This is a genomic window from Mesorhizobium sp. P3_B5, assembly GCF_056402815.1.
On sequence record NZ_JBFUGR010000001.1, the window covers coordinates 966,621 to 991,300 of the forward strand.

The 24,680-nt window shown below is 63.6% G+C and carries 22 protein-coding genes; 7 read left to right on the plus strand and 15 right to left on the minus strand.

The features are described from left to right. The first annotated feature begins 14 nt into the window (after positions 1–14). Positions 15–701, plus strand: coding sequence for a D-lyxose/D-mannose family sugar isomerase (locus AC1DVW_RS04775; protein WP_477243110.1), 687 nt, complete (start codon positions 15–17; stop codon positions 699–701). 19 nt (positions 702–720) lie between these two features. On the opposite strand, the gene AC1DVW_RS04780 is transcribed toward AC1DVW_RS04775, so the two are convergent. From AC1DVW_RS04780 to AC1DVW_RS04805, 6 genes are read right to left on the minus strand one after another with little or no spacing between them, the layout of a single operon-like run. Beyond that, positions 721–1,584, minus strand: a complete 864-nt coding sequence (locus tag AC1DVW_RS04780; protein ID WP_477273473.1) for an RDD family protein — start codon at positions 1,582–1,584, stop codon at positions 721–723. Further along, entirely contained in the window at positions 1,571–2,587 is a 1,017-nt protein-coding gene (locus AC1DVW_RS04785; RefSeq protein ID WP_477273471.1) for a stage II sporulation protein M, read from the minus strand. The genes AC1DVW_RS04780 and AC1DVW_RS04785 overlap by 14 nt, the downstream gene beginning before the upstream one ends. Further along, positions 2,584–3,888 (minus strand): DUF58 domain-containing protein, encoded by a 1,305-nt coding sequence (locus AC1DVW_RS04790; RefSeq protein ID WP_477321489.1) that lies wholly within the window; start codon positions 3,886–3,888, stop codon positions 2,584–2,586. The genes AC1DVW_RS04785 and AC1DVW_RS04790 overlap by 4 nt, the downstream gene beginning before the upstream one ends. After that, on the minus strand, positions 3,885–4,841 hold the full coding sequence (locus AC1DVW_RS04795) for an AAA family ATPase (RefSeq protein ID WP_477321491.1): 957 nt from the start codon (positions 4,839–4,841) through the stop codon (positions 3,885–3,887). The genes AC1DVW_RS04790 and AC1DVW_RS04795 overlap by 4 nt, the downstream gene beginning before the upstream one ends. Then, a complete protein-coding gene (locus tag AC1DVW_RS04800) occupies positions 4,828–6,042 on the minus strand; it encodes a DUF4350 domain-containing protein (protein WP_477321493.1) in 1,215 nt (404 codons plus the stop codon). The genes AC1DVW_RS04795 and AC1DVW_RS04800 overlap by 14 nt, the downstream gene beginning before the upstream one ends. Then, a complete protein-coding gene (locus tag AC1DVW_RS04805; protein ID WP_477321495.1) occupies positions 6,039–6,671 on the minus strand; it encodes a DUF4129 domain-containing protein in 633 nt (210 codons plus the stop codon). The genes AC1DVW_RS04800 and AC1DVW_RS04805 overlap by 4 nt, the downstream gene beginning before the upstream one ends. Positions 6,672–6,818: 147 nt before the next feature. On the opposite strand from AC1DVW_RS04805, the gene AC1DVW_RS04810 reads away from it, so the two are divergent. Next, positions 6,819–7,601, plus strand: a complete 783-nt coding sequence (locus AC1DVW_RS04810; protein ID WP_477242756.1) for a hypothetical protein — start codon at positions 6,819–6,821, stop codon at positions 7,599–7,601. Positions 7,602–7,699: 98 nt separating this feature from the next. On the opposite strand, the gene AC1DVW_RS04815 is transcribed toward AC1DVW_RS04810, so the two are convergent. The 4 genes from AC1DVW_RS04815 to AC1DVW_RS04830 form a co-directional block, all read right to left on the minus strand. Beyond that, positions 7,700–9,385, minus strand: a complete 1,686-nt coding sequence (locus tag AC1DVW_RS04815; protein ID WP_477321497.1) for a hypothetical protein — start codon at positions 9,383–9,385, stop codon at positions 7,700–7,702. Between the two features lie 112 nt (positions 9,386–9,497). Continuing rightward, complete coding sequence (locus AC1DVW_RS04820) at positions 9,498–10,622, minus strand: NAD(P)/FAD-dependent oxidoreductase (protein ID WP_477321499.1); 1,125 nt, start codon at positions 10,620–10,622, stop codon at positions 9,498–9,500. 77 nt (positions 10,623–10,699) lie between these two features. Beyond that, a complete protein-coding gene (locus AC1DVW_RS04825; RefSeq protein ID WP_477321501.1) occupies positions 10,700–12,229 on the minus strand; it encodes an amino acid ABC transporter permease/ATP-binding protein in 1,530 nt (509 codons plus the stop codon). Between the two features lie 94 nt (positions 12,230–12,323). After that, a complete protein-coding gene (locus AC1DVW_RS04830; RefSeq protein WP_477321503.1) occupies positions 12,324–13,163 on the minus strand; it encodes an ABC transporter substrate-binding protein in 840 nt (279 codons plus the stop codon). A 210-nt stretch (positions 13,164–13,373) separates the two neighbouring features. Between AC1DVW_RS04830 and AC1DVW_RS04835 the strand changes: the two genes are divergently transcribed. After that, positions 13,374–14,462, plus strand: coding sequence for a LacI family DNA-binding transcriptional regulator (locus AC1DVW_RS04835; protein ID WP_477321505.1), 1,089 nt, complete (start codon positions 13,374–13,376; stop codon positions 14,460–14,462). A 45-nt stretch (positions 14,463–14,507) separates the two neighbouring features. Here AC1DVW_RS04835 and AC1DVW_RS04840 read toward each other — a convergent pair whose 3' ends face one another. The 5 genes from AC1DVW_RS04840 to AC1DVW_RS04860 form a co-directional block, all read right to left on the minus strand. Further along, positions 14,508–16,148, minus strand: a complete 1,641-nt coding sequence (locus AC1DVW_RS04840) for an ABC transporter substrate-binding protein (protein ID WP_477321507.1) — start codon at positions 16,146–16,148, stop codon at positions 14,508–14,510. Positions 16,149–16,498: 350 nt separating this feature from the next. Continuing rightward, on the minus strand, positions 16,499–17,449 hold the full coding sequence (locus AC1DVW_RS04845; protein WP_477321509.1) for an alpha/beta hydrolase: 951 nt from the start codon (positions 17,447–17,449) through the stop codon (positions 16,499–16,501). A gap of 31 nt (positions 17,450–17,480) precedes the next feature. After that, positions 17,481–18,158 carry an isochorismatase family protein gene (locus AC1DVW_RS04850; RefSeq protein ID WP_477321511.1) on the minus strand — a complete coding sequence of 226 codons (678 nt, stop codon included), beginning with the start codon at positions 18,156–18,158 and terminating at the stop codon, positions 17,481–17,483. Positions 18,159–18,480: 322 nt separating this feature from the next. Next, positions 18,481–19,785 carry a M24 family metallopeptidase gene (locus tag AC1DVW_RS04855; RefSeq protein ID WP_477321513.1) on the minus strand — a complete coding sequence of 435 codons (1,305 nt, stop codon included), beginning with the start codon at positions 19,783–19,785 and terminating at the stop codon, positions 18,481–18,483. Positions 19,786–19,872: 87 nt separating this feature from the next. Next, positions 19,873–20,769 (minus strand): GlxA family transcriptional regulator, encoded by an 897-nt coding sequence (locus AC1DVW_RS04860; protein ID WP_477321615.1) that lies wholly within the window; start codon positions 20,767–20,769, stop codon positions 19,873–19,875. A gap of 283 nt (positions 20,770–21,052) precedes the next feature. Between AC1DVW_RS04860 and AC1DVW_RS04865 the strand changes: the two genes are divergently transcribed. From AC1DVW_RS04865 to AC1DVW_RS04880, 4 genes are all read left to right on the plus strand, one after another. Continuing rightward, a complete protein-coding gene (locus AC1DVW_RS04865) occupies positions 21,053–21,661 on the plus strand; it encodes a hypothetical protein (RefSeq protein WP_477321515.1) in 609 nt (202 codons plus the stop codon). Between the two features lie 146 nt (positions 21,662–21,807). Then, the gene (locus AC1DVW_RS04870) at positions 21,808–22,305 is read left to right on the plus strand and encodes a GAF domain-containing protein (protein WP_477321517.1); all 498 of its coding nucleotides are present in this window, start codon (positions 21,808–21,810) and stop codon (positions 22,303–22,305) included. 220 nt (positions 22,306–22,525) lie between these two features. After that, the gene (locus tag AC1DVW_RS04875) at positions 22,526–23,128 is read left to right on the plus strand and encodes an ANTAR domain-containing response regulator (RefSeq protein ID WP_477321519.1); all 603 of its coding nucleotides are present in this window, start codon (positions 22,526–22,528) and stop codon (positions 23,126–23,128) included. Further along, entirely contained in the window at positions 23,125–24,363 is a 1,239-nt protein-coding gene (locus AC1DVW_RS04880; RefSeq protein ID WP_477321521.1) for a CmpA/NrtA family ABC transporter substrate-binding protein, read from the plus strand. The genes AC1DVW_RS04875 and AC1DVW_RS04880 overlap by 4 nt, the downstream gene beginning before the upstream one ends. Positions 24,364–24,680 lie beyond the last annotated feature (317 nt).

Genomic DNA, 24,680 nt, shown 5'->3' on the forward strand with positions numbered 1-24,680 from the left:
AAGGGATCATGATCATGAAGCGCTCCACCATCAACGACATTATCCGCGACGCCGACGCCTTCATCCGCTCGTTCGGCTACATCATGCCGCCCTTCGCCTACTGGAGCCCGGAAGAGATGAAGGCGCGCAAAGCGGACTCCGCCGCCGTCTTTAGCTCGCGGCTCGGTTGGGACATCACCGACTACGGACAGGAGAAGTTCGATGAACTCGGCCTGTTTCTGTTCACCGTGCGCAACGGCGTCTACGCCGACATGAAGAAGGGCATGGGCATGCTCTATGCCGAAAAGATCATGATCTCGCGCAAGGACCAGCTGTCGCCGATGCACCGCCACAACATCAAGGCCGAGGACATCATCAACCGTGGCGGCGGCAAGCTGGTGCTCGAACTGTTCATGCATGATCGCGACGGCGGGATCGATCCGAAGGCCGAGGTGTCGGTGCCGGTCGACGGCACCATCCACCGCTTGCCGGCGGGCGGGCTGCTGAAGCTCGATCCGGGCCAGAGCGTCACCTTGATGCCCGGCGTCTGGCATGCCTTCTGGGCCGAGGGCAAGGATGTGCTGATCGGCGAGGTCTCGACCGTCAATGACGATCTCACCGATAACGTCTTCCGCGAGCCGATCGGCCGCTTTTCCAACATCGACGAGGATGTAGCGCCGCTGCATCTGCTGGTGTCGGACTATGAGAAGTGGGTGGGGTAGGGCGCGTCCAAAAGACGACCTACCGCTGGTGCTTGTCGGCCTTGCGGGTGCCAAGCAGCAGCTTTCGTTCGAGATGCGCGCGTAGCTCTCCGTAGTATGCCGTCAGGAACGCGCGGGCATCATGCGCTTGCGGGGCCGCGCCGATCTTGCGCCCGATCGTCTCGGCCACCGTCTTCAGCGCGAAATAATCGTCGCGACGCAGCACCTCCTCCAGCTTGTGCAGTTCGGCGATGCCATAGGCGTCGAGTTGGGCCTGGCTGAAGCGGAAGGTTCCGGCGCCAGGATCCTTGCGTGTCGACAGGTCCTCGACCAGCGCGACCTTCGGCGCCTCGACCACCCAGGTTCCGGCCAGCAGGTCGCCGATGCGCATGCGGTCGCGGTTGAACAGCGGGAACAGCGAAAAGAGCAGCGCCCATACCAGACCGAAGATCGTTGACAGCGTATCGGCGACGCCGGCCCCGCCGCGCGCTGCGATGATCGAAAGCGGCAAAAACACCTCGATCTCGCGCATCAGGTTGCGCGCGATGACTTGATCGATGGTGAGACCGGCGCCACTGCGGGAAGCGACCCGAACGCCGACCATCCGCTTGCCCGGCGTTGCGGCGCGCCGGCCAGCCTCGAAGGCAATGAAATAGATGTTGCGCAAGAAGAAGATGAAGATGATCCAGGCGATGAAGAGCGGCTCCGCTTCTTGCGCGCCGAGCCCCCCAAGACCGAAGATCACAACGAGAGTGACCGCGATTGCAGCGATGACGATGATGACCACATCGAGCAGGAAGGCCGCAGCCCGAGTGCCGGCATCCGCCAGCTTGACCTTGAGGTCGACGCCCTCCGGCGTAATCAAAGGCCTTGTCAGCGCGGCCGGGTTTCTAGCCGTTGCCATGCCGCACCATCCGCAACAGGTAGAAATAGGCGATCCATAGCGCGAGCATGCCACCGCCAATGGCGTAGCGTGCCGTATCGCCGGTAATCGTCTGCCGGCCGATGCCTTCGAGCAGGCCGGCAAACAAAAGCATCATCATCACCCCAACCATGGCGGTCGCCGCAATCCGCCCGGCCTGGGCAGCTGCCGCCATGCGGCTCAGCTCGCCGGGGAAGGCGATGCGCGTGCCGATGCGCATGCCGGCGGCACCCGCCAGCGCGATAGCGAACAATTCGGTGGTGCCGTGGATCGACAGCCAGCCACCAAGTTCGAAGCCCAATCCCTTGGCGGCATAGATCTGGAATATGGCGCCCAGCATGCATCCGTTCATCAGGATAATCAGCACGCTTGGCACCGTAAAAGCGAAACCGAGGGCAAAGGCCAGGATCGCCACTTGGGTGTTGTGGGTGAAGAGATAGGCGGCGAAGCCGGACAGGAAGTGACTGCCGCCATCATAAAGCACGCTGCGCAGCATCTCGGCCGACGAATCCGGATTGCGCCCGCCGGCGAGGCCGGGCGCAATGATGGCGTCGTACCAGCGCTTGTCGGATGCGACCAGCCAGTAACCGGCAATGGCGCCAACAAGCGTCAATCCGACCGAGGCCCAGGTCTCGCGCCACAGATCGCGGATCGCCGCCGGCCAGTCACGCAGGAAAAAATCACCGATGCGCTGGCGCAGCCCGCGCCGCGCACCGTAGAGATAGAAATAGCCGCGCAGGCAGAGCGCTTCGAGATAGGCTACCAGGGCGCTGTCGAGCGAAGTGGCCCTGGCTACCGAAAGCGAGGATAGCGCCGAGCGGTAGAGCAGCGGCAGCGACAGCAGCTCGTCTTCCGAAAGCACGCGCGGCGCCCGTTTCTCGACGCGGGCGAGCAGCGCCTCGAACGCCTTCCAATCGGCCTCGCGCTCCTGCCGGAAGCTGGCCAATGACTGGCGTACCGCATCGGTGCCGGCGGGCAGCGTCATAAGAGGTTCTCCTCCTTGAGCTGGATATAGCGCTCGATCAGCGTGGGGCCGAGGCGCTGGTGGTCGGCCTCGATGACATGTGCGCCGAGCAGCCTCAGCCGCCCGATGACCACTTGCCGCTCCCTCAACAGACCGCCGGCGGTCACCGACCGCGCGACATCCTCCGGGGTCGCGGGTGGCATATCGGCCAAGGTTTCCAGCTCGACATCCTTCATCATCATGAACAGCACCAGATGGCGCTCGGTCAGCCGTCCCACCGTGCGCAGCATCAGCTCGGCACTGATCGGATCGACGAAGTCGGTGAAGATGATGACCAGGGAGCGCCTGTCGAGCTTGGCTGCCAATGTCGTCAACGCCAAGGTGAAATTTGTCTCCTCGGTCGAATAGTCGATCTCGGCGGCGCGCTTCTGGATCATCGCGAAGCTGGCCGAGCCGCGCACCGCACCGCTGGAAACGCGCGGCCGCGCATCGAAGCCAAACAGGCTGACCAGATCGCCGCCCTTCAATGCGATGAAAGCCGTGAGCAAGGCGGCAGTCACCGCGCGGTCGACCTTCGGGACGCCGTCGACCGGCTCGCACATCAGCCTTCCGCTGTCGATGGCCAGCACGATGTTGTTGTTCTCCTCGATGCGGAACTCACGCGCCAGCAACTTGCCGTGGCGGGCGCTGCGCTTCCAGTCGATCATCCGCCGGCCCATGCCCGGCTGGTAATCCTTCAGCGACTCGAATTCGCGTCCCTGGCCGGCCCGCTTTTGCGCGTGGCCGTCGGCAAGGGTGGAGCGCTGCAGCAATGTGATCGCTTCGTCGCGCGCACTGCTGACGTCGGGCAGCACCGCCACTTTCCGGTCCATCGGCAGGACGACCTGGTTCCAGATCAGTCCGAACGGTCCACGCCAGCGCAGCCATAGCCGATCAAAGCTGGCGATGCCGCGCCTCAGCGCATCGAATTCGAGGTCGAGCGTGCCGCCATTGGCCGGCAGTGCGCCACCGGTGCCGGCGACCGGCGCCAGCCGCTGGTCATGACCGACTCGCGCCTGCAGCATGCGCGCCCGCCCGCCGAGGCTCGCCGCGATATGCAGGGTGAACCGCCCGCCGACGCCGACTTGCGGCGGCGCTGAAAGGCTGGCGGTGAGCGAGGCGCGTCCACGCCCGGCGGCCGCGTCGACCGCCAGGAAAGCAAGCAGCGCGCAGATCCACAACAGGCCCAGATACCAGAACGAAGGTAGCGCAAGCGCGATCAGGAAGGCGGGGATGGCGCCCGCCGCCGCTGCCCAGACCGCTCGGCCGCTCGGATAGATCAACGGGGCGCTGCCGTCTGGTCGACGAGGTCGGAAACGATCTGTTCCACCAGCCGCCCGTCGATTTGCGCCGCCGGCGACAGGATAACGCGGTGACGCAGAGCCGGCACCGCCAGTGCCTTGACATCGTCGGGGATGACATAGGCGCGGCCGTCGAGCGCTGCCCTGGCGCGCGCGGCGCGCGCCAGCATGGCGCCCGCACGCGGGCTGGCGCCAACCTCCAGGTCGGGGCTTTCGCGCGTGCCGCGCACGAGAGCCGCAATGTAGCCGACGACATCGTCGACCAGCGTGACCTGGCCGACGGTGGCGAGCGCCTTCTCCAGCGTCTTGCTGTCGGCCTGTGCCGCGATGCCGTATTGCTTGATGTCGTGGGAGGCGGAACCGCCGCCGTGATGGACGATGATGGCGCGTTCCTCCTGCGCGTCGGGATAGCTCACCTTGTGCTTGAACAGGAAGCGGTCGAGCTGGGCTTCGGGAAGCGGATAGACGCCCTGATGCTCGATCGGGTTCTGGGTCGCCACCACCATGAAGTTCTGGCTGAGCGCATGCGTCGTGCCGTCGAAGGTGACGGCGTGTTCCTGCATGGCTTCCAGCAGCGCCGCCTGCGTCTTCGGCGGCGTGCGGTTGATCTCGTCGGCAAGCAGCAGGTCGCAGAAGATCGGACCGTGCGTCAGCGTGAATTGCCCGCTCTGAAAATTGTAGATGTTCGAGCCGACGATGTCGCCAGGCATCAGATCGGGCGTGAACTGGATGCGCCCGTAGACGACGCCGAGTGCCTGCGCGAAGCAGCGCGCGGTCATGGTCTTGGCCGTACCTGGCGGACCCTCGAGCAATATGTGCCCACCGGCGAACAATGCCGTCAGCATCAGATCGACCGTGTCGCGCTGCCCGGTGATGGCTTTCGCCACCTCTTCCCTGATCGCGTTCGCCAGGGCCTTCACATCATCGACGTTCACCAAGCCTCCTTGTCGTCCAGTCATGCAGCTCTTGCGCTGCCGCGTGCATTTTAGCCAATGTGCCGGAATTGTTCGCGGCCTTGAAGCGCGCGGTAAATCCGCCGGCTTCGTCCTTGTCACGGGAGTCTAGCCAGTGGTCGAGGGCTTCCCCCTGCAGTCCCTGCGGCGCGCCGAGCAATGCTCCGGCGCGCGCACGCATCAGTACCGCATAACGGTCGCCGAGCTCCTGCAGCCGTCCGGCGCGCCTGAGCAGCATCGCCGTGGTGTCGACCAGTGCCCGCTTGCCGAAGGCGATGGCGCGGGTCTCTGTGCGTGGCGGCCCGAACCGGCCGAGACCGTGCAGGAAGGCAAGTGCGGCCGCCGCCAGCACCGACAATGTCAGCGCCAGGAAGGGCGGCTCGACCAAAAGCTTGGCAAGATCGTATTTCTGCCCGATGCCGTGCAAGGTGAGGTCAAACATCACCGCGCCCTTGCCGGGCTCCAGCATGGCGATCATGTCGAGTGCCGCAGCAGCCTTTTGCGGATCCTTCAACGCCGCATTGTTGATCAGATCGGGGTCGGTCAGGATGTAGAACGGCTCATTGTCGAGCTCGGTGAGAACGGCCTTGCCGTTGCCTGCAGCGATCAGCGGGTGTTCGTCGGCAACCCACTGCAAATCATCCGGCGTGGCCACCATGCGACCCTCGACGCTGATCTGTTCCATTGTGGTCTTGCCGGCGCCGAGCTTCGCCTTGGCGATGCGGCCGAGCCAGTCGTTGACGGCTGTATCTGGCAGCCGCTCGATCTTCATCTCCCAGCCCTCATGCTCCCACGACGGCATGGTGACCCATTTGGGCAACACGAAAAGCGTGTCCTTGCCCGAGCGAAGCCTGATGATTCTTTCGAGCGCAGCTGGGTCGCTGTTCGGAGCGATGGTGACGATCAAAAGGAAACCGGACGCCAGACCGGAACTGAGATCTTCCTCGCTACGCACCATTGGTGGTGATTGTCCGTTGGCAAGTTTCAGCCATTCGACAAGCCCTGCATACCCAGAACCGCCTTTGGAGAGCGGCGTGGCGCCGCCTGCCGGCTGGCGGAAGTCCGGCGCGTAGGTCGACAGCAGGAAAAATCCCGCTGCCGCGAGCAGGCTGGCAAAAATGCCCCAGAACAAGGTTCTGCGGTTGAACGGTTCCTGCGCGGCATCGACGGCAGGCGCACTCATGTCCAGGCATCCCTGAAGGCAAAACGCTCGTAGGCGCCGCGCGCCTGCTGCCAGCCTTCGACGCCGACCGGCCGGCGGGCAAACAGGGCAGCCTCGACAATACGCGCGATCTCGCTGAATGCCTGGCGTGCCCGCGACGGCAGGGAAGGGGCAGTGGCAATGTCGCGTGATGTCAGCGACGGGCGTAGGAAGTCGGGCAGCCGCCCTGCAATGTCGGCGACGCTGCGCCGAAGCAGAAGATGCACCGCCTCGTCATACGCGCCGCGCGCGGCGAGCGCGTCGGCCTCGGAGAGCAGGATCTGCGCCGCACCGGCATCCGGGCGCCATTCCTCTTCCGCCTCTGCCTGTTTGCGGGCACGCCGCCACGGCAGGCGCCACGCCACCCCCTTTGCTTCGAGAGCGACGAGCAGCGCGATGATTGCTAGGCCGATGATCACCGCGCCCCAGAACAGATAAATCATGTAGGGGCCAATCTTCCCCAATCCGTCCAGCATAGGCTTCAGCCATGCCGGCGGCTCGGGCTGCACAAGGGTCGGCAGGTCGAACTGAATCGAATCATCTGCGAGCAGCTGCTTGTGCACCTTGGCCAGCCACTCGGCTCCCGCAGCGTCTGGCTGTGCAGCTGTCACCCACTCCCCCTGCAACCTGCGGTTCCGCGCGGACACTGGCAATGCAGCAAGAAAATTGCAAGTGGGCTGGACGCCGGAGATCAAACTTGGCAGATTTACTGTTAAGATAGCCGCCGCTATTCGGCGGTGATCACGGGGGGACGCATCATGACTTCTGTAACACTGGGTGGGACGGACAAATTCCGAATCGGCAGGGTGTTCAACAACAGCTTCGCCGTCATCGGCCGCAATATCGGCCTGTGCCTCGGGTTGGCTTTTTTGTTCTCAGGCCTGCCGGCGATTGTCATTCGACTGCTGACCCAACCGCAAATCGACGCGATTCTGCAAGCCGAACCCGGCGCTGCGGCCAACCCTGCTGCGATGTTTGGTAACCCTTGGGTCACGATTTCCGCCTCGTTGATATCCTTTGTTCTCGCCCTGCTGCTCCAGTCGGCGCTTGTGCGGGCGACCATCGAGGACTTGAACGGCAAGCGGCCGACCTTTGGCGACTGCATTCAGATCGCCATCCGCTTTTTGCTGCCGACACTGGGGATCGGCCTGCTCGTCGGTCTGGGATCGGCCCTGGCCATGATTGCCCTGGTGGTGCCCGGCATTATCCTGTGGCTTGGCTGGTCGGTGTCGGTGCCGGTTCTGATCCAGGAGCGGCTTGGCGTTTTCGGCTCGATGTCGCGCAGTCGCGTCCTGACCAAGGGCAACCGCTGGCCGTTGTTCGGCCTGTTCTTGATCCTGATCATCATCGCAGCGGTCATCCAATGGGCGATAGCGCTGGTGGTTCTGCTCTTTGGTGGAATTGTCGCCTATGTGGCGGCAGCCCTGGTGCAGACGGTGGTGTCGATGGTGCTGTCGATTGCGGCCGCGGTCAGCTACGTCGAACTGCGTCAGGTCAAGGAAGGCACCAGCGTCGAAGAGCTGGCGGAAGTCTTCTCGTAGGAAAGGCGTCGCCGCGTCGACGATCGGCCTGAGACATCAGGCCGATCTCGGCAGGGGTCGCAGCCGGGGCATCAGGCATTCCCGAGGCCCCCACGGCCTCAATGACAGCAGCCATGTTCCGATTGCACGCTCGTCCGGCACAGGCACGATGAGGTGATCGCCACATCGGCCTTTGAAAGTGCTGTGGCGAGCCTGGCCTGCAACCCCGGCAGCTCCACACTCTCGCCGCGACGTTTCAGGCATTCGACCAGCCCGTGCAACGCCCAGACATTGTCGGGATGCTGGGCGCAGCGTTGTACCTTGCCGCTGAGGCCGAGGTCGTCGCGATAGACCTGCTCGGCTTCTTGCGCATGGCCCTGGTCAAGAAGCAGCGCCGCCAGCGCATGGCGCGGCGGGTGCATCCACGCCCATGGCTCGGTGTAGGACAGATTGTCGTCGAGTTCGACCGCTTGCCGCAGATGGCGGTAGGCCTCCTCGTGCCTTCCCTGGTGATAGGCAAGCTCGCCATCGAGAAGGGCAGCACCGACGGCGAGCGAGGCCCGCGTCGGGTTGCTGAGAAAACGCCGTTCTAGGGGGATTCGGCTCAGATGAAGGTGGAATCGCTCGCGCTCCTGTTCAGCTTCGGGGAAGTTTCGTAGTGTCGCATGCGCGACGCCCTTGGCGTAGTGCTGCATGGCCGTCGCCAGCACATAAAGTTCGGGCTCCTCGACCATCGGCTCGTCGATGATCTCCTGCCAACGCCCGAACCGCACCAGCACATGCGATTTCATCGCATGATAGCCTTCCACCGTCTGGGTGAGCTTTGGCCGGTCCGGAATGCTGACGACACTGCGGGTGACCAGGCTGCGCACCTTGTCGGCCGCCCACAGCGCCGGCTGGTATTGGCCGAGCAGCATGCAAGAAAACATCATCAGATGCAGGTCATGACAGCAGCCGAGCAGATAGTAGGTCGGCTCGTCCGCATAGGCGAGATAGAGGTCGTTGGCCCGCACCGCCTTTTCGCTGGCGAGTTTTGCTTTCTCATAGTCGCCGCACAGCACATAGATATGCCCCGGCATGTGGTTCATGTGTCCGGCATCGGGGCACATTTCGCCGAGCAGATCCGCCGAGCGCATCCCGCGCTCGGGCATAACAGACATTTCCAGCAGATGGATGTGCAGGTGGACGATCGCCGGATGCTGCGCGACGCCGGCCTCGTCAGCGAGCCGGATCGACCGCTCGCAAACCTCCAGCGCCTCGACGACGTCCGAGTTCGGCGCCGGCTTGCCGGTCTTGAGGTCCCACAGGCGCCGTACCGTGCGCATCATCAGCGCCTCGACGAACAGCGCCATCACGTCGTGGTCGTCGGGAAAGCTTTGGTACACGCGCCGCATCTCGGCGGCGTAGGCATTGTCCCACTGCTCGAATTCTGGAGGCGTCACAGCGTGCGGCTTCTGGAAACGACAGGCCAGCGCCTCGATCAACCGCTTCTCCACCGCGCTGGCGTGAGCCGCGTTGGCGCGTGCAAGCTGGATATGTTCGAAACAGCGTTTGGTCGCCGCATTGGCTTCCGCCTCGCCATGCTCCTTCCACGTCAAATTGTAGAAGGGCCCGGCGGCATAGGCGATGCCCCAATGCACGAAAGCGCAATCAGGATCGGTCTCCAGTGCCTTCTCGAAGCATTTGATGCCTTCCTCGTGGTTGAAGCCGTAGCACCAGTTCAGGCCGATATCGAACCAGCGCTGGGTTTCTGCTGAGCGGGTGGAAATGGGGCGCCGATAGGTGCCAAGGTTGAAGTGGTGCATGCCTGCGTGCGTCTCGCGCAAATTCCTGGCCTGAGCCGATAAGTCTGGTCAGTGCAATTTGTGACGAATGCGTGCGCAAGGCAAATGGCATTCGACCGCTGCGTGCCCCGGGTCAGTCGTCGAATCTTCCGGGGCGAAACCCTTCGAGCAACGGATTGGGCTTTCCACTGACGATCTCGCCGGCCAGCAATTCTCCGGCGACGAGCCCGAGCGTCGCGCCGCTATGGCTGAAGACGACGTGATAGCCTGGAATGCCGGTCAACTGGCCGATCACCGGCTCGCCGTCCGCCGGAATTGGTTTTGGCCCGGTGTGATAACTCTGCAGGGCAAGCGTCGGGTTTCCATCCAGGACCTTGGAGGCTTCGTCGAGCAGTCCCGCTATCGTCGATGGCCTTGCCCCGTACGTGCCGTCGGCACGCACGACGACTTCGTCTTCGGACCAGGCCGAGTCGAGCGCGAAGGCCCCGTTCGGCGTCGGACGGATGGCGATACGCGGCGTGTTCAACACTGCGCGCAGCGGATGCCGGATCGGGCTGCTGAAGACGAGCAGCGCGCGCGTCGTGCCGTCGCCGATGCGTCGTCCGACTTTTGCGGCCATGTCCGGCACTGCCGAACCGGTCGCGACCACGACGGCATCGGCATCAACGACCTGGCCGGACGCAGTCTTCACGCCACTGACGCGGCCATTGGCGAGAGTGACGTCTGCGGAACCGGCATCGGTGAGGATGCGGCCGCCGCGTTCGAGAAACTCCTTCAGCATTAGGCTGATCAACGAAGGCAGGTCGACCCATCCTTCGCCCGCATTGAAGATCGCGCCCTGGGGCGAGACGGCACTTGCATCGACACCCGGCGTGACGGCGGCGATGTCGCCGGGCGCGAGCAGACGCGTCTCATAGCCGATCGCCTGTTCGTGGCGAAAGATTTCCGGGATCTGGTTGGAAGCATCATCGGTGTCCCAGGTGAGCCCGCCGTCGAGGCGGAGCCAGGCACCGCAGTCCTGTCTGGCGGCCAGCGTCCTGTAGCGGTCGAGGCCCTGCATGCGGAGCCTGTGATAGGCGGCCGAGCGCTTTCGCGCCGAGTTGAGCCAGGCGAGCGAACGCGACGATGCGCCATTGGCGGCTGGACCGTCATTGACGATCGTCGTCTTAGCGCCGAGGCGGGCGAGATGGACGGCGGTGGAGACGCCGAAGATGCCGCCGCCGACGACGACGACCTTGAGAGCGGATTTATCAGTCATAGAAGCAGCTTTCGATGATCGGATGGTGGGTTTTTCAGGGATGCGCCGAGCCTGGCCGGTTGGCGCGGCGGCATCTTTCACAGCACCTCGGCGAGGAATTGCTTGAGCCGCGGGCTCTTCGGCCTGTCGAATATCTCCGCCGGCGGGCCAACCTCGACGATGCGGCCCTCGTCCATGAAGGCGACCTGATCCGCCACCTTGCGGGCAAAGCCCATCTCATGGGTGACGACGATCATCGTCATGCCGCGCCGGCCGAGATCGGCCATGAGATTGAGAACGCCTTTGACGAGTTCGGGGTCGAGCGCGCTGGTCACCTCGTCAAACAGGATGACCTCCGGGTCCATCGCCAGGGCGCGCGCGATCGCCACGCGCTGTTGCTGGCCCCCCGAAAGGCGGCTCGGCCGGTAGTCCTTGCGCGCGGCCAGGCCCACTTCGGCAAGGCGCGCTTCCGCCTGGCGCCTGGCCTGGCTTTTCGCCATGCCTTTGATCTCAGTGAGGGCGAGCATGACGTTCTCGAGCGCGGTATGGTTCGGGAACAGATTGAAATGCTGGAAGACCATGCCGACGCGACGCCGCAGCGTCTCCGGTTTCATCGCCAGGATGCTTTCGCCATCGAGCAGTACGTCGCCCGCCTTCGGCTCGACCAACCGGTTGAGGCAGCGCAGCAGCGTCGATTTTCCGGAACCCGACGGTCCGATGACGCAGGTGACTGTTCCCGGCTCGACCTTGAGCCGGATCTGCTTGAGCACCTGCAAATCGCCATAGGCCATGTCGAGATCGCGGACGTCCAAGCTGCCGGCCTTGATGGCTGACGGCGCGGCGCCGGTCGACACCGAGGCTTTGCCTGACGTGGTCTCAAGCTCGCCGACTTCTACGAGGCCGCTGACGACGCCGCCGGATTTTTGCCTGCCGAGCCGCAGGTGATTGTCGATGGTGTTGACCACATGGGTCAGTGGGACCGTGATGATCAGGTAGAACATTCCGGCCAGAAGCAGCGGCGACAGGTTGCCGGTGACCACCGCCTGGTCCTGCCCGATGCGGAAGATCTCGCGTTCGGAGGCAAGCAGGCCGAGGAAATAGACGAGACTGGAATCCTTGACGTTGCCGATGAACTGGTTGACCAGGGCAGGGAGCACGCGGCGCACGCCCTGCGGGATCACAATCAGCCGCATGCCCTGGCCGTAGCTCATGCTGAGCGCGCGGCACGCTTCCATCTGACCAGTTTCGACGCTCTGGATGCCCGAGCGAAAGATCTCGCCAATATAGGCGCCGGCAATCAGGCTGAGCGCCAGGATGCCGAGCGGGTAGGGCGAGGGGCCGAAAATCTCGCGGCCGATGCGGGCGAATCCCTGGCCGATCAGCAGGATGGTGAGAATGGCGGGCAGGCCGCGAAAGATGTCGGTGTATATGCGTGCCGGAATGCGCAGCCAGGCTGAGCGCGAGATACCCATCACAGCGAGGACCATGCCAAGCAGGATGCCGAGCACGGTGGAAGCCGCCGCGAGGATCAGGGTATTTTTCAGCCCGACGGCAAGCAGCGTCGGCAGGACCGATGCCATCGCGTCCCAGTCGAAAAAGCTGCGCTGAATGTTCTCAAGCCAGTTCATCTGCAAACCTGCCTTGCGCGGCGGCAAGGCCACCGGTCGCGCGATCGCTCATAGGTGAGGGCCGCCGGCATTCGCGCCGGCGGCCCTACGCGGCTCAGTTCTTCTTGGGAAGATATTGTTCCGGCATCGGCGATCCGGGGAACCATTTCTGGTAGAGATCCCTCCAGGTGCCGTCTTGCATCGCTTCATGAATGCCCTTGTTGAGTGCTTCACGAAATGCGTCGTTGCCCTTGCGGATGACAAAGCCTGCCGGCGCGTCGAAGGAGGGAATATTGATCGCGATCTTCAACGCCGGATAGCGCTCTCCGTACTGTTTCGCCGCCTCGTAATCGAGGAAGTGCGCGTCGACCGTGCCATTGTTGAGAGCTGCGATTGCGGAGTTGTTGTCCGGGAATTTTACCAGGTCGGTGTTCTTGAAGCTTTTCGCGGCATAGATCTCCTGCAGCGTGCCCTGGACAACCCCGAGGCGTTTGCCGGCCAGGCCTTCGGCATCGGTGATCTTGGCGTCCGACGTCAGCACCGAGAGGTAGCCGGCCAGGTAGCCGTCGGAGAAATCGACGTTCTTTTTCCGCTCGGCCGTGGTGCCGATTGCGGCGACCGCGACGTCGAAACGCTCATTGGCGACCGAGGGCATGAGTGCCGAGAATTCCTGCCCAGTGAAGGTCACCTGATCCGCCTTGAATCCCATCCGGTTCACCACATTCAGGAAGAACTCGAGATCGAAGCCGGTGAACTTGCCATCGGCGGTCGTGAAGGCGTAGGGCTTGGCATCGCCCATCGTGCCGACGCTGATCGTTTTGGCATCGATCAGATTGTAGGGGTTGTCGCCGGCGGCCCATGCCTTGGGCAAGGACAGGGCAGCCAGTGCGATGGCGAAAATGATCGAGCCGACACGCTGCCGCGGGCTTGATGTGAAAGGGCCATAGATGCTCATTGTTGTTCTCCACTCTGAAGATCGGTCCGCAGGGGGCGCTGAAGCTTTCACAACGGACACGCGCCAATTTTCGAAACGGCTTTCAGTACGACGCCTCCAGGCGCTCTTTATTGTGAGACCGGTCTCAAATGCAATTGAGACCGGTCTCTTGACATTTGTAGCCACAGGAATGACCATCCGTCAACGAACTCAGAAGCGATTTTTTCGAGAATGAAACGTCCGACCAAGGCTGCTTCCATCACTGTCAGCGACGTCGCCCGCCAGGCGAAGGTCTCGAAAGCGACGGCAGCGCGCGTGTTGGGTGGCTATGGTCGGGTGAGCAAGGAGGTGCGCACCGCCGTGCTCGAAGCCGCAAAGGTGCTCGACTATCGTCCGAACGAGTTGGCGCGCAGCATGACGACCGGACGCTCCGGCAGCATCGGCGTGGTCGTCGGCGACATCGAGAATCCGTTCTTCTCGCTTGCGGTGCGCGGCATCAGCGACGCGGCGCGCCTGTCGGGGATCAATGTCATTCTGGCCAATTCGGGCGAACAGGTCGAAGCCGAGAAGAATGCAATACGCGTGCTCATGGCAAAGCAGGTTGACGGGCTGATCGTCACGCCCGCCCAATCCGGAGAAATCGCCCATCTCGTCGAAATTGCGCACTCCGCCTGTCCGCTGGCGCTGCTCGACCGGGCGCTGCCGGGCCTCGATGTCGACACCGTCACCGTCGATGACCGGGATGCGGCGCTGCGCGCCACGCGCATCCTGACGCGGGCGGGCCACACCAGGATCGCCTATGTGACCGCTGCGGTGTTGTCCGGAGATTTTCGCGGCGGCGAGTCGAGGATCAACACCTCCAGCGTGCGCGAGCGCATTGTCGGCTTCCTCGATGCCTGCCGGGACGCCGGCATAGAGCGAGCCGAGCGCAACATCCATTTCGGTACCGGACGGTCCGAGACATCGCGGGCGGCGATGCATGCGTTGCTCCGGAGCGCCGAGAGGCCGACCGCAATTCTCGCATCCGACAGCGTCGTCGCACTCGAACTGTTCAAGGCGATCCGGGAGTGCGGGCTGCGCATTCCGCGGGACATGTCGCTGATCACCTTCCACGATGCCGACTGGACCAGCGTGACGACGCCTCCGATCACCGTCATCGACCAGCCGGTCTATGCGCTCGGAAAATCCGTGGCGGAGCTTCTGATACGCCGCCTGAAAGGCGATGACAGGCCGCCCGAAAGGATCGTTCTTCCGACGACCATCATCGAGCGGATGTCGGTCGGACGGGTTCCGGACGTCGTCAGGCAGGCTATTGCCTGACGCGCCCACAGTCGGTGGCCGCGCCAGGCATCCGGTCAAAACGGATCAGCTCTCCAGCCAGACCTTCTCAAAATGCTGCTCCAGCGACTGGTGCTGCTCGCAGCCATGCACGCCCTTGCGATAGGTCCGGTAGACCGAGCGCCAGTAGGGCTGAATGATGATGCCGGAGTCGCGCAAATTCTGCTCGATCTTGGCCATGATCTCCTTGCGGGCCTGGGCGTCGGGCATTGCCAGTGCCTTGTCGAGCAGTGTGTCGAACTCGGGATTGGCATAGGCGCTCTCGTTCCATGCAGCGCCCGATTTGTAGGCAAGCGCCAGCACCTGGACGCCGAGCGGCCGTCCCAGCCATTCGGTGGTGGAGAAGGGATATTTGCTCCAGTCGTTCCAGAAGGTGGCGGCCGGCAGCACGGTGCGCTTGATCTTCAGCCCGGTCTCGCGCATCTGCGCGGCGATGGCGTCGCCGGTGCTCTTCTGCCACTCGACATCGACGGAGATGAGGTCGAATTCATGATCGGCCTTGCCGGCCTCGGCGAGCAGTTTCTTCGCCGTATCGATGTCACGCTTGGCCGGGCCGATATCGGCATATTCGGGGTGCATCGGGCCGACATGATGGTTGTCGGCGGGCTTGCCGCGACCGCCGAGACCGAGCGCCAGCACGGCGGAATTGTCAACGGTGAGCTGGGCCGCGCGGCGCACCTTGACGTCGTCATAGGGCGGATTGCCGACATTGAAGCGCGCCACGATGGTTGAGCCGGTGGCGATCTCGGAATTTTGTAAGCCCATCTGCTCGGTCTGCGAGACGGCGTCCGAAGCGGTTTCGTGGTCGGTGTCGATCTCGCCGGATTCGAAGGCCGACAGCATCGCGTTGGGGTCGGAGCCGTAGTCGACCCATTTGATGCCGTCGAGGTAGAAGTCGCCCTTCCACCACGGCTTGTCCTTGCGCTTAACCTCGGCGCCGGTCTCGGCATCCCATTTCACCAGCTCGCAAGGTCCGGTGGTGATCGCCAGCGCCTTCATCGGGTCGCCGTCGCCCTCATAGGAGCGGTGCATGATCAGCGCCGGATAGTCGGCCATGCCGGCAATCAGCGAAATGTCGGGCTTCGGCAGATTGAGTTTTATGGTGAAGTCGTCGACCTTCTGGATGCCGCCATCGACCAGTTTCTTGGTGTCGGCGTTGACCAGCGCGCCCATGCGCGCAGCGACCGAATTGCCTGCTACCGAAGCGTCGCACCAGCGCGTGAGATTGTGGATGACATCGTCGGCGTTGAAGGCGTCGCCATTCGACCACGAAATGCCCTTGCGCACATGCAGGGTGAGGGTCTTGGCGTCATCGCTGGCTTCCCAGCTTTCGAGCAGCCAGGGTTCAAAAGTGAAGTCGGTGTTCCAGCGCACCAGATATTCGTTGCAGTGGCGGGCGACGTTGGACATTTCGACACCGTCGAATGTGCGCGGATCCTTGAAGCCCTTGACGTTCATGGCGACGCGCAAGGTGCCGCCGCGCTTCGGCTCCTCGGCCAGGGCCGGAGAGGTGCTGAGGCCACCCAGCGCTAGTGCGCCGGCAGCACTGACGCCGAAGGCGGCCATCATGGCGAGATATTCGCGCCGGTTCAGGCCGCCCTTTTTGAAATCGTCGGCGACGGGCTTGGCTTTGGGGTGCAATTTTCTGTCGGTCAGCATGAACTTCATCGTCGTTCCCTCTTGTTGGGCGCCCCGGCGGAACACCGACGCGATGCGTTTCGCCGGGACGCCGTTGCCTCGAGGGATGATAGGGCCGGGTTACGCAGCGGAGTGTTCGGCTTTCCGCAGTTCTTGTGCGCTGTTCCGCAACCAATGGGACAGCCAATCTCCCCCCAAGTGGGGGAGATGTCCGGCAGGACAGAGGGGGGCGCTGTCCCGCCGACCTCTCAGCCAAGTTCAGCAGTGCTCTCAGATGGATTTCGGATAATCGGATCGACGGTGGTGATCCTTCGCGCCCCCCTCTGGCCTGCCGGCCATCTCCCCCACGAGGGGGGAGATCGGCGCTGCTTCGTTGGCCCTCAGTAAGGCCACTCACCTTCACCCAGCGCCGCAACCGCCGCGATGATGCGCGCAAAGGCCTCGGCGCCGCGCGGCACCGTCGTGCGGGCGCGCAGAAAGCTGTGCACGAGGCGCTTCTCCTCGTGCCACCACGCCCTGCCGCCGGCGGCCAGAATGCGGTCGCGATAGGTCTCGCCGTCCGAGGACAGCGGGTCGCACTCTGCGGTGATGATGACCGTCGGCGGCAGGCCGGAGAAATCACTGTCGCGCAGCGGCGAGAAGGTCGCATCATCCGGTGACTGCGCTGGGCCCGAGCGGATGCTGCGATAGGTCTCGACGTCGCGCGCGCACAGCAGCGGCGCCTCAGCGTGCTCGATGTAGGATCCGGCGCTCTCGTCGCCGCCAAGGTCGGGATAGATCAGCACTTGGCCGGCTGTCGCACTCGCCTGGCGGCGCGTGGCGTGAGCGACCGCTGCGGCGAGATTGCCGCCGGCGCTTTCGCCGCACAGCACGATCGGCAGGTCGGTCGTCGCGGCGGCCCATTCGAACACCGCCAACGCATCGTCGAAGGCGGCGGGATGCAGATGTTCCGGCGCCAGCCGGTAGTCGGCGGAAAGCACGGCAAAGCCGGTGCCGGCGCAGATTTCAGCGCAGATGTCGTCATGGCTGTCGAGCCCGCCGAGCACGAAGCCGCCGCCATGAAAATAGAGGACCATTGCTCGCGCGGCCTTGCCGGCAGGCTGGTAGCGGCGAACTGGAATGCCGTGGTCGGCGCTGGCGATCAGGCCATCACTGACGGATACGCCCGGCGGATGACCCTGGTGGAAGGCCCGGCACATCGCGTCATAGACCTCGCGCTGCCTGTCGATCGGCAGTTCGGCGATCTCGGTTGGGTACCAGTCATTGACCCGATCGACATAAGCCCACAAAGCCGGATCGAGCCGCCTGGCGTATTTCCCGCGCTCCGTCATCTGGTGGATCGTGCCCACAGCAATCCAATCGTCAAAGCTCGTCGTAGAGCCGGGCCGCGTTTTCATAAGTGAAGCGCAAAGGCACCGAGCCCTCAACCTGCCATGCGGTCACCGTATCGCCCGATATCAGCCGGCAGGCGCCTTCGGTGTTGGTGACGGCGCCGCCGTAGAGCCGGTTGGCGAGGTTGAGGATGGCGGTCTGGTGCATGGCGCTGCTCGCGCTGCCGCAGGCATCCTTGACCAGCAGCACGCGAAAGCCTGATGCCACCGCATCCCTGACCGTGGCGTCGATGCAGGCCTCGGTCCACACGCCTGATACAACCAGCCACTCTATGCCGCGCGCTTTCAATTCGTCTGCCGCAGTTCCCGCGCCGAAGGCGCTGGCTTGCGTCTTGACCAGCATCGTCTCGCCCGCCGCCGGCGCCACTTCCGGGCAGATCGCGGTCAGCGGATCACTCTTGTCGGAGAAGGCCGATTTGCCATTGGCGTCGACCGGATGGAACGGCCGCGCCTTGGCGAGGTCGACGATATAGGCCCAGTGGTGGAGCGGCACATCATTGGCTCGCGCCGCCGCCTGCAGGCGCTGCACGTTGGCGAGGATGTCGCCAAAACCCTCGACCAGATAGCGCTTGTCCTGCCGGTGCTCCTCCTGGAGATCGATGAACACCGCCGCCACCGTGCGGCGCTTGATGGAGATGGGGGCCTTCATGCGGATGGGCCTGCAAGAGGCAACGTAGTGGCTTTCAGTGGGCTATCGCCCTTGGTGATTGGCCGAAGCCTCCCCGACTTCGTCATCCACGGGCGGAGCGGAAGCGAAGCGGACGCGCAGACCCGAGGATCCATGCCGTGACCTTGGCCGAGGAATGCAGCAGACCAGATCAGTACTGCGGCAGCGCTCGGAAGTCGCGGCATGGATCCTAGGGTCTGCGCCGCGTCGCTGCGCTCCTTGCTTCGCCCTAGGATGACGAAGCGATGGGCGCTGCGGCTATTCCCAACAGCCGGCGATGGTTCATCGAGGCGTGCAACCTTCATCAAACCTGTTTCTCCAGAAAGTCATCCTCATAGGGAAAGCGCGACAAAAGCTCGGTGCCGGTCTCGGTGATCAGCATCTCGTCCTCCAGCTTGACGCCCTCGCGGCCGCCTTTCTCGCCGATATAGCTTTCCACGCTCACCACCATGCCTGGCACGATATGGCCGTCACGGCCGTAGGTTTCGTAGTCCATGGCATGCGCAATGAACGGCGTCTCGCCATGCATGCCGACGCCGTGCATGACCGAGGTATAGCGCTGGTCGACGAAACGGTCCGGGATTTTCCAGGCTTTTTCGGCGATCTCGCGAAACGCCATGCCCGGCTTCACGATCGAGATGTTGTGCTGAACCTGGTCATGCGCCATGCGGTAGAGCGATTTCTGATAATCGGTCGGCTTGCCGGGCCCGCAGCGGAAGGTGCGCGAGAAATCCGAATAATAGCCGTAGCAGCCGATCGTGTCGGTATCGAGTGCCAAAAGTTCGCCCGGCCGGATTTTGCGGCCGCTCGCCTCGTTGAACCACGGATTGGTGCGCTGGCCGGAGGTGAGCAGGCGGGTCTCGATGAACTCGCCGCCTTGCCGGATCACCTCGCCATACATGATGGCAAACAACTCGTTTTCGGAGACGCCGGGCTTGATCGCTTCGCGCACGGCGTAGACAGCGGCTTCGGCGCCGGCCATCGACACCTGCAGGCATTTTACTTCCTCTGGCGTCTTCACCGCGCGCACCGCCAGGATCTCGCCCTGGCAATCCCGGACCTCGCAGCCACGCTTTTCCAGGGCCAGCGCCTGCAAATGGCTGCAGCGGTCGAGGCCGAGCTTCATCGAGCCGCCGCCGTGTTGCTTCAACAGTTCGGTGATCTCGTCGGCGAAAGGTCCGGCGGTTTCGTCGTCGCGGCCCGAGACCGACGACCAGACGAGCTTGGACGGGCGCGCCTCGTCGATCGTGTCGAGCACCATTGAGACATGGTAGCTCTGCGGATATTCGAACAGCACGATCGGTCCAACGGTGGGGATGAAGAAATAGCGGGTCGAGTTGCGCAGAAAATAGCCGAACATGTTGCGCGAGCCGGTGGCGTAGCGCTGGTTGTAGGGATCGAACAAAACGACGCCGCCATAGCCGGCCTCGCGCATCCAGCCGCGCAGTTTTGCCAGCCGGCCTTTGCGCAAAGCATCGGCATCGATGAAGGACGGCTCGGTGTCGGACAGCCACATGCCGCCGGCCGGGTCCGCCGTGGCCGGGTGGCGCATGCGGTCCTTGAAGTCGACGTCCTCGGTGTTGTCGGGGTCGAATACGACAATGCTCATGGGTGCCTCCTGAAGGCTAGAACATAGCGGTGCGTCGGGCAATTTCTGTGCGGATTCCCGCAAATGTCGTGCGAAATGCCGCTACAGCTAATGCCGTCGCATCGCCTTTGGCGCATGCCCATGCTCTTCGCGAAACGCCCGGGCAAAGCTCGACATCGAGGCGAAGCCGCAGGCCAGCGCCACGTCGCGCACCATCAGCGTTGAGTGCGCCAAAAGGTCGGCGGCGCGCTTCAACCTGAGCCGCCGGTAGTAGCCATTGGGCGAGATGCTCAGCTCGGAGCGGAAATTGCGTTCGAGCTTGTCTGAGGAGACGCCGAGCCGCTCCGCCAGTTCCGTCATGGCGAGCCGCTCCTCAACCGCATCCTCCATGATGGCGATGGCCGACAGCACCAGTTCGTTCTGCACGCCGGTGCGCAACCTGAGTGGCATCAGCTTGCGGTCGACGCTGGAGCGCAAAGGGCTGTGCACGAACCATTCGGCGACGCCGGCCGCGAGTTCGGCGCCATAGTCGTTGGTGATGATTTCCAGCATCATGTCGAGGCTGCCGACGCCGCCGGCCGAAGTGAAGCGCTTGCGGTCGATGACATAGAGATCGCGCCTGAGCTCGATATCCGGAAACGCTTCGGTGAAGGCAGCCTGGCTGGTCCAGTGCAAGGTGCAGGCATGGCCGTCGAGCAGGCCGGCCCTGGCGAGGAAGAACGCGGCATCCGCCACCGCGCCGATATGGGCGCCATTGCGCAGGCTCTTGCGGATCCAGTTCATGGCGTCGTCCGCCACGACATGGTCGGCATTGCCGCCCGAGCAGACGACGATGCGGTCGACCTTGGGCGCACCACCGGCGAAAAAGCCGGGTTGGATAACGACACCGTTGGAGGCCTCCACTGCCCCCACGGCAGCGCCAACGATCACCCAGCGGTAGCAGTCCTTTTTCGCCAGCACATTGGCCGCGCGCAGCGGCTCGATCACCGAACTGAACGCCATCATCGGAAAGCCGGGAAACACCAGCACGGCGAAGGTAAGGGGGCCTTCGTTTGTCGTCGGCTGCGCGCGGTCGCGTTTTCTGCTGGTGACATTCACGATGATGACTTTCGCGCCCATGGGTGGCTGACAGGGGAAACTGTAGCGGGCGGTTCGGCACACTGGCAACGGAGACGACAAACGATGTTGCGGCCCGCCCTGTCTGCCAGCGAACCAACCGTTCACCAAACGGGATAGCAAAACCTTAAGCGGAAACAGCGAGAATGGCACCAGGTCAGTCGATGGAACGATGGCGGTGGAACTCAACTACGACTTCGAACTGCAATCGATCTTTCCGAAGGCCGTCTGGCTCGTCCCCGAATGCAAGGACCTGCTGGCCGATGTCGGCATCGCCCACAACATGAAGGGCAACTACGTTGCCACTTTTGTCGATCCTGCAACGTCTGTCGCACTGTGGCGAGGGCCGGCCGAACTCAGGTCGACATTGATAAAGTCTGGCTGGAGCACGCTGCCATTTGAAGGCGAGGCCGCGCCGGACAAGGCGCAATTCCTGATCCCGCAATTGATGGACATGCATGCCAAGCACAAAAGCGGCGCCTATGACGCACAGGCCGTCAAATATGCCGTTTGGGATATTTACCGCTTCACCAACCAACTGACTGTCGGAGAGATTCTCGGCGCCGACGGCCATCCGACATGTTCGCCGCTGACCCAGCAAAGAATGAAGGACGCAAGGCCAACCGCCGGCTTCGACGCCAGCAAAGCGGTCATGGCAATGGCGTCCGACAAGAGAAATCATCCCCCAGCCGACAATGCGGCGCAACCGGCCCCATCAGCCAGTGCCGGTTCCGGCCTGCTTGGGCGAGCCGCTCGCGTCTTTGGCCGCCGGCCGATATGAGCGCCGATAGCCAGTTCAGGCGAGTGAACGGCTGAACGCCGTGGCGTTTTCGGCTGGCAACATTCGCGATTGTGTATTTCGCGGCCGCTGCATTGGTGGCAGACAGGGAGCGGGCGTTTCGGCACGCCGGCAACGGAGAAGGCACGATGTTTGCGGCCAAGGCCATCGACACCACCGACAAGGCAGCATTCTACCGCGACCTCGCCACGCAGCTGAAGGCGCTGCTCGATGGTGAGCGCGACTCGATCGCCAACGCAGCCAACACATCAGCGCTGATTTTCCAAATGGTGCCCGATATCAACTGGGCCGGCTTCTATTTCATGGCATCCGACGAAGAACTGGTGCTTGGGCCGTTCCAGGGCAAGCCGGCCTGCGTGCGCATCGCGGTCGGCCAAGGCGTGTGCGGCACCGCGGTCGATCTCGAAATGTCGATGCTGGTCAAGGACGTGCATGACTTTGCCGGCCATATCGCCTGCGACGCCGCCTCGCGTTCGGAGCTGGTCGTGCTGCTCAGGGACAATGACGGCGTCTTCGGCGTGCTCGATCTCGACAGCCCGACGCCCGGCCGCTTCGACAAGGCCGACCAGGCCGGCATCGAGCAACTGGCTTCGATCTATATCGCCGCGAGCTCCTTCGAGGAGTGAGCGGTTCGACGGGGCTACGGCTGTCTCGTTGAGTGCCTGGCTCAACGACGGGCAGTAGCGTGAGGGCTGGCGAGGCAGCGCCTTCCGGGTTCGCGCAACAACCGCTCCTTGCGCTTATGCTAATATAACCATTGGCGGGCACCCCAATCTCCCAACGAGCGGCGCCGGCAACTTCACCATACCGCATTGCACAATCCCCCCGCTTCGACATATTGGAGCCATGGTCCGTTCCTCACTCGCCGTTCTGGTGATCGACGAAAACCGCATCCGCGCCTCGATCATCGAGGCCGGCTTGCGCGAGGCCGGCCATGAGCGGGTCACCGTCATCCATGACGTGTCGGGCATTGCCCGGCGCATCGCCGAGATCGAGCCCGACGTCATCGTCATCGATCTGGAAAACCCCAACCGCGACATGCTCGAAAACATGTTCCAGCTGTCGCGCGCGGTAAAACGGCCGATCGCCATGTTCGTTGACCGCTCCGACCAGGCCTCGATCGAGGCGGCGGTCGATGCCGGCGTGTCGGCCTATGTCGTCGATGGCCTCAGGCAGGAACGCGTCAAGCCGATCCTCGATATGGCGGTCAGCCGCTTCAACGCTTTCTCGCGCATGGCGCGCGAACTGGAAGAGGTTCGCGGCGAGCTCGAAAGCCGCAAGGTCATCGACCGCGCCAAGGGCATTTTGATGAAGTCGCGCGGCCTCTCCGAAGAGGCTGCCTACACACTGCTGCGCAAGACGGCGATGAACCAGAACCGCAAGATCAGCGACATCGCCCAGAGCCTGGTGACCGCCGCCGGGCTGCTCGGACCGGCGGAGGACGAATGAGCGCGACACACCAGATTACCGCCGGCTTCATGCCGTTGTTCGACAGTGCCGTGCTGGTCGCGGCGCGCGAACTGGGGTTTGCGGCGCGCGAGGGCGTTGACCTCACGCTGCACCGCGAGACCTCCTGGGCCAACATTCGCGACCGCATCGCCATCGGCCACTTCCATCTCGCCCATATGCTGGGGCCGATGCCGCTCGCCTGCAATCTCGGGCTGACGCCGCTCGCTTCCGAGACGATCGTGCCTTTCTCGCTGGGCTTGGGCGGCAATTGCATCACCATCTCCAACGCCGTCTGGGCCGGCATGGCGGCGCATGGTGCTGTGCCCGATCTCGAGCCCGCGCGGGCCGGTGCAGCCCTCGGTGCCTTCATCCGTGAGCGGGCCGCTGCCGGCCGCGAGCCGCTGCGCTTTGCCGTCGTCCATCCGCATTCAGGGCACAATTACGAACTGCGCTACTGGCTAGCCGCCTGCGGCATTGATCCGGAACGCGAGATCGAGATCGTCATCGTGCCGCCGCCCCTCATGGCCGACGCGCTGGCCGCTGGCCGCATCGATGGTTACTGCGTCGGCGAACCCTGGAACAGCGCCGCGGTCGCCGCCGGCATCGGCCACATCGTCACCGTCAAGGCGCTGCTGTGGAAGAACAGTCCGGAGAAGGTGATCGGCGTGCGCAAAGCCTGGGCCGACGAAAACCCGGAGACGCTGGCAGCACTGCTGCGCGCGCTGCATCATTCGGCGCGCTGGTGCCAGGATCCGGCCAACCATGGCGAACTGGCGGCTGTCATGGCACAGCCGGGCTTCCTCGGCCTGCCGCCGGCGGTGCAGATGCCGATCCTGACGGGAAAACTCAGGCTGGGCGAGGTCGCCGACCGCGTGGTCGAGGACTTCTTCCTGCCCTTCGACAAGGCGGCGAACTTTCCGTGGAGGAGCCATGCGTTGTGGTTCTACACGCAGATGGTGCGCTGGGGACATGTCGCGCACACGCCGGAAAACCTCGCCATTGCCCGCGACTGCTACCGTCCCGACCTCTATCGCTCGGCGCTGAAGCCGCTTGGCGTGGCCCTTCCCGGCGCCAATGCCAAGGTCGAGGGTGCGCTGAAGGCCGCGACCCCGGTCGGCTCCGCCGGCGCCAGCCTCGTGCTCGGTCCCGACGGCTTCTTCGACGGCCAGATCTTCGATCCCGACGAGATTGACGCCTACATTGCAGGCCAGAAATCGGCCCGCACTGACGCCTGATCATTTTCGCGCCATTCTTGTGCATTGCACAAAAATTGTGCGTGCAACTGCGCTGAATGAACAATCTTTGGCTTGCTCGCCCAGCGCGCCGGCGCGCCGACGATTGCGTCATATTATTGATTCAATTGATGTTTGTCATCCGTCCCGAAACTGGCACGGTTCCTGCTTTGCAATAGGCAGACCCTTCTCGGGGTCACGGAACAGGCGTCCAATGGCGGGCGCTACAGGCAAAGCTGCCGCTCAGGTCAACACGCGATCCCGGATGTACGGACGCGCGCTGCCTGGCCGGCGGCTTTTTTGTTTTGATCGAACACGCA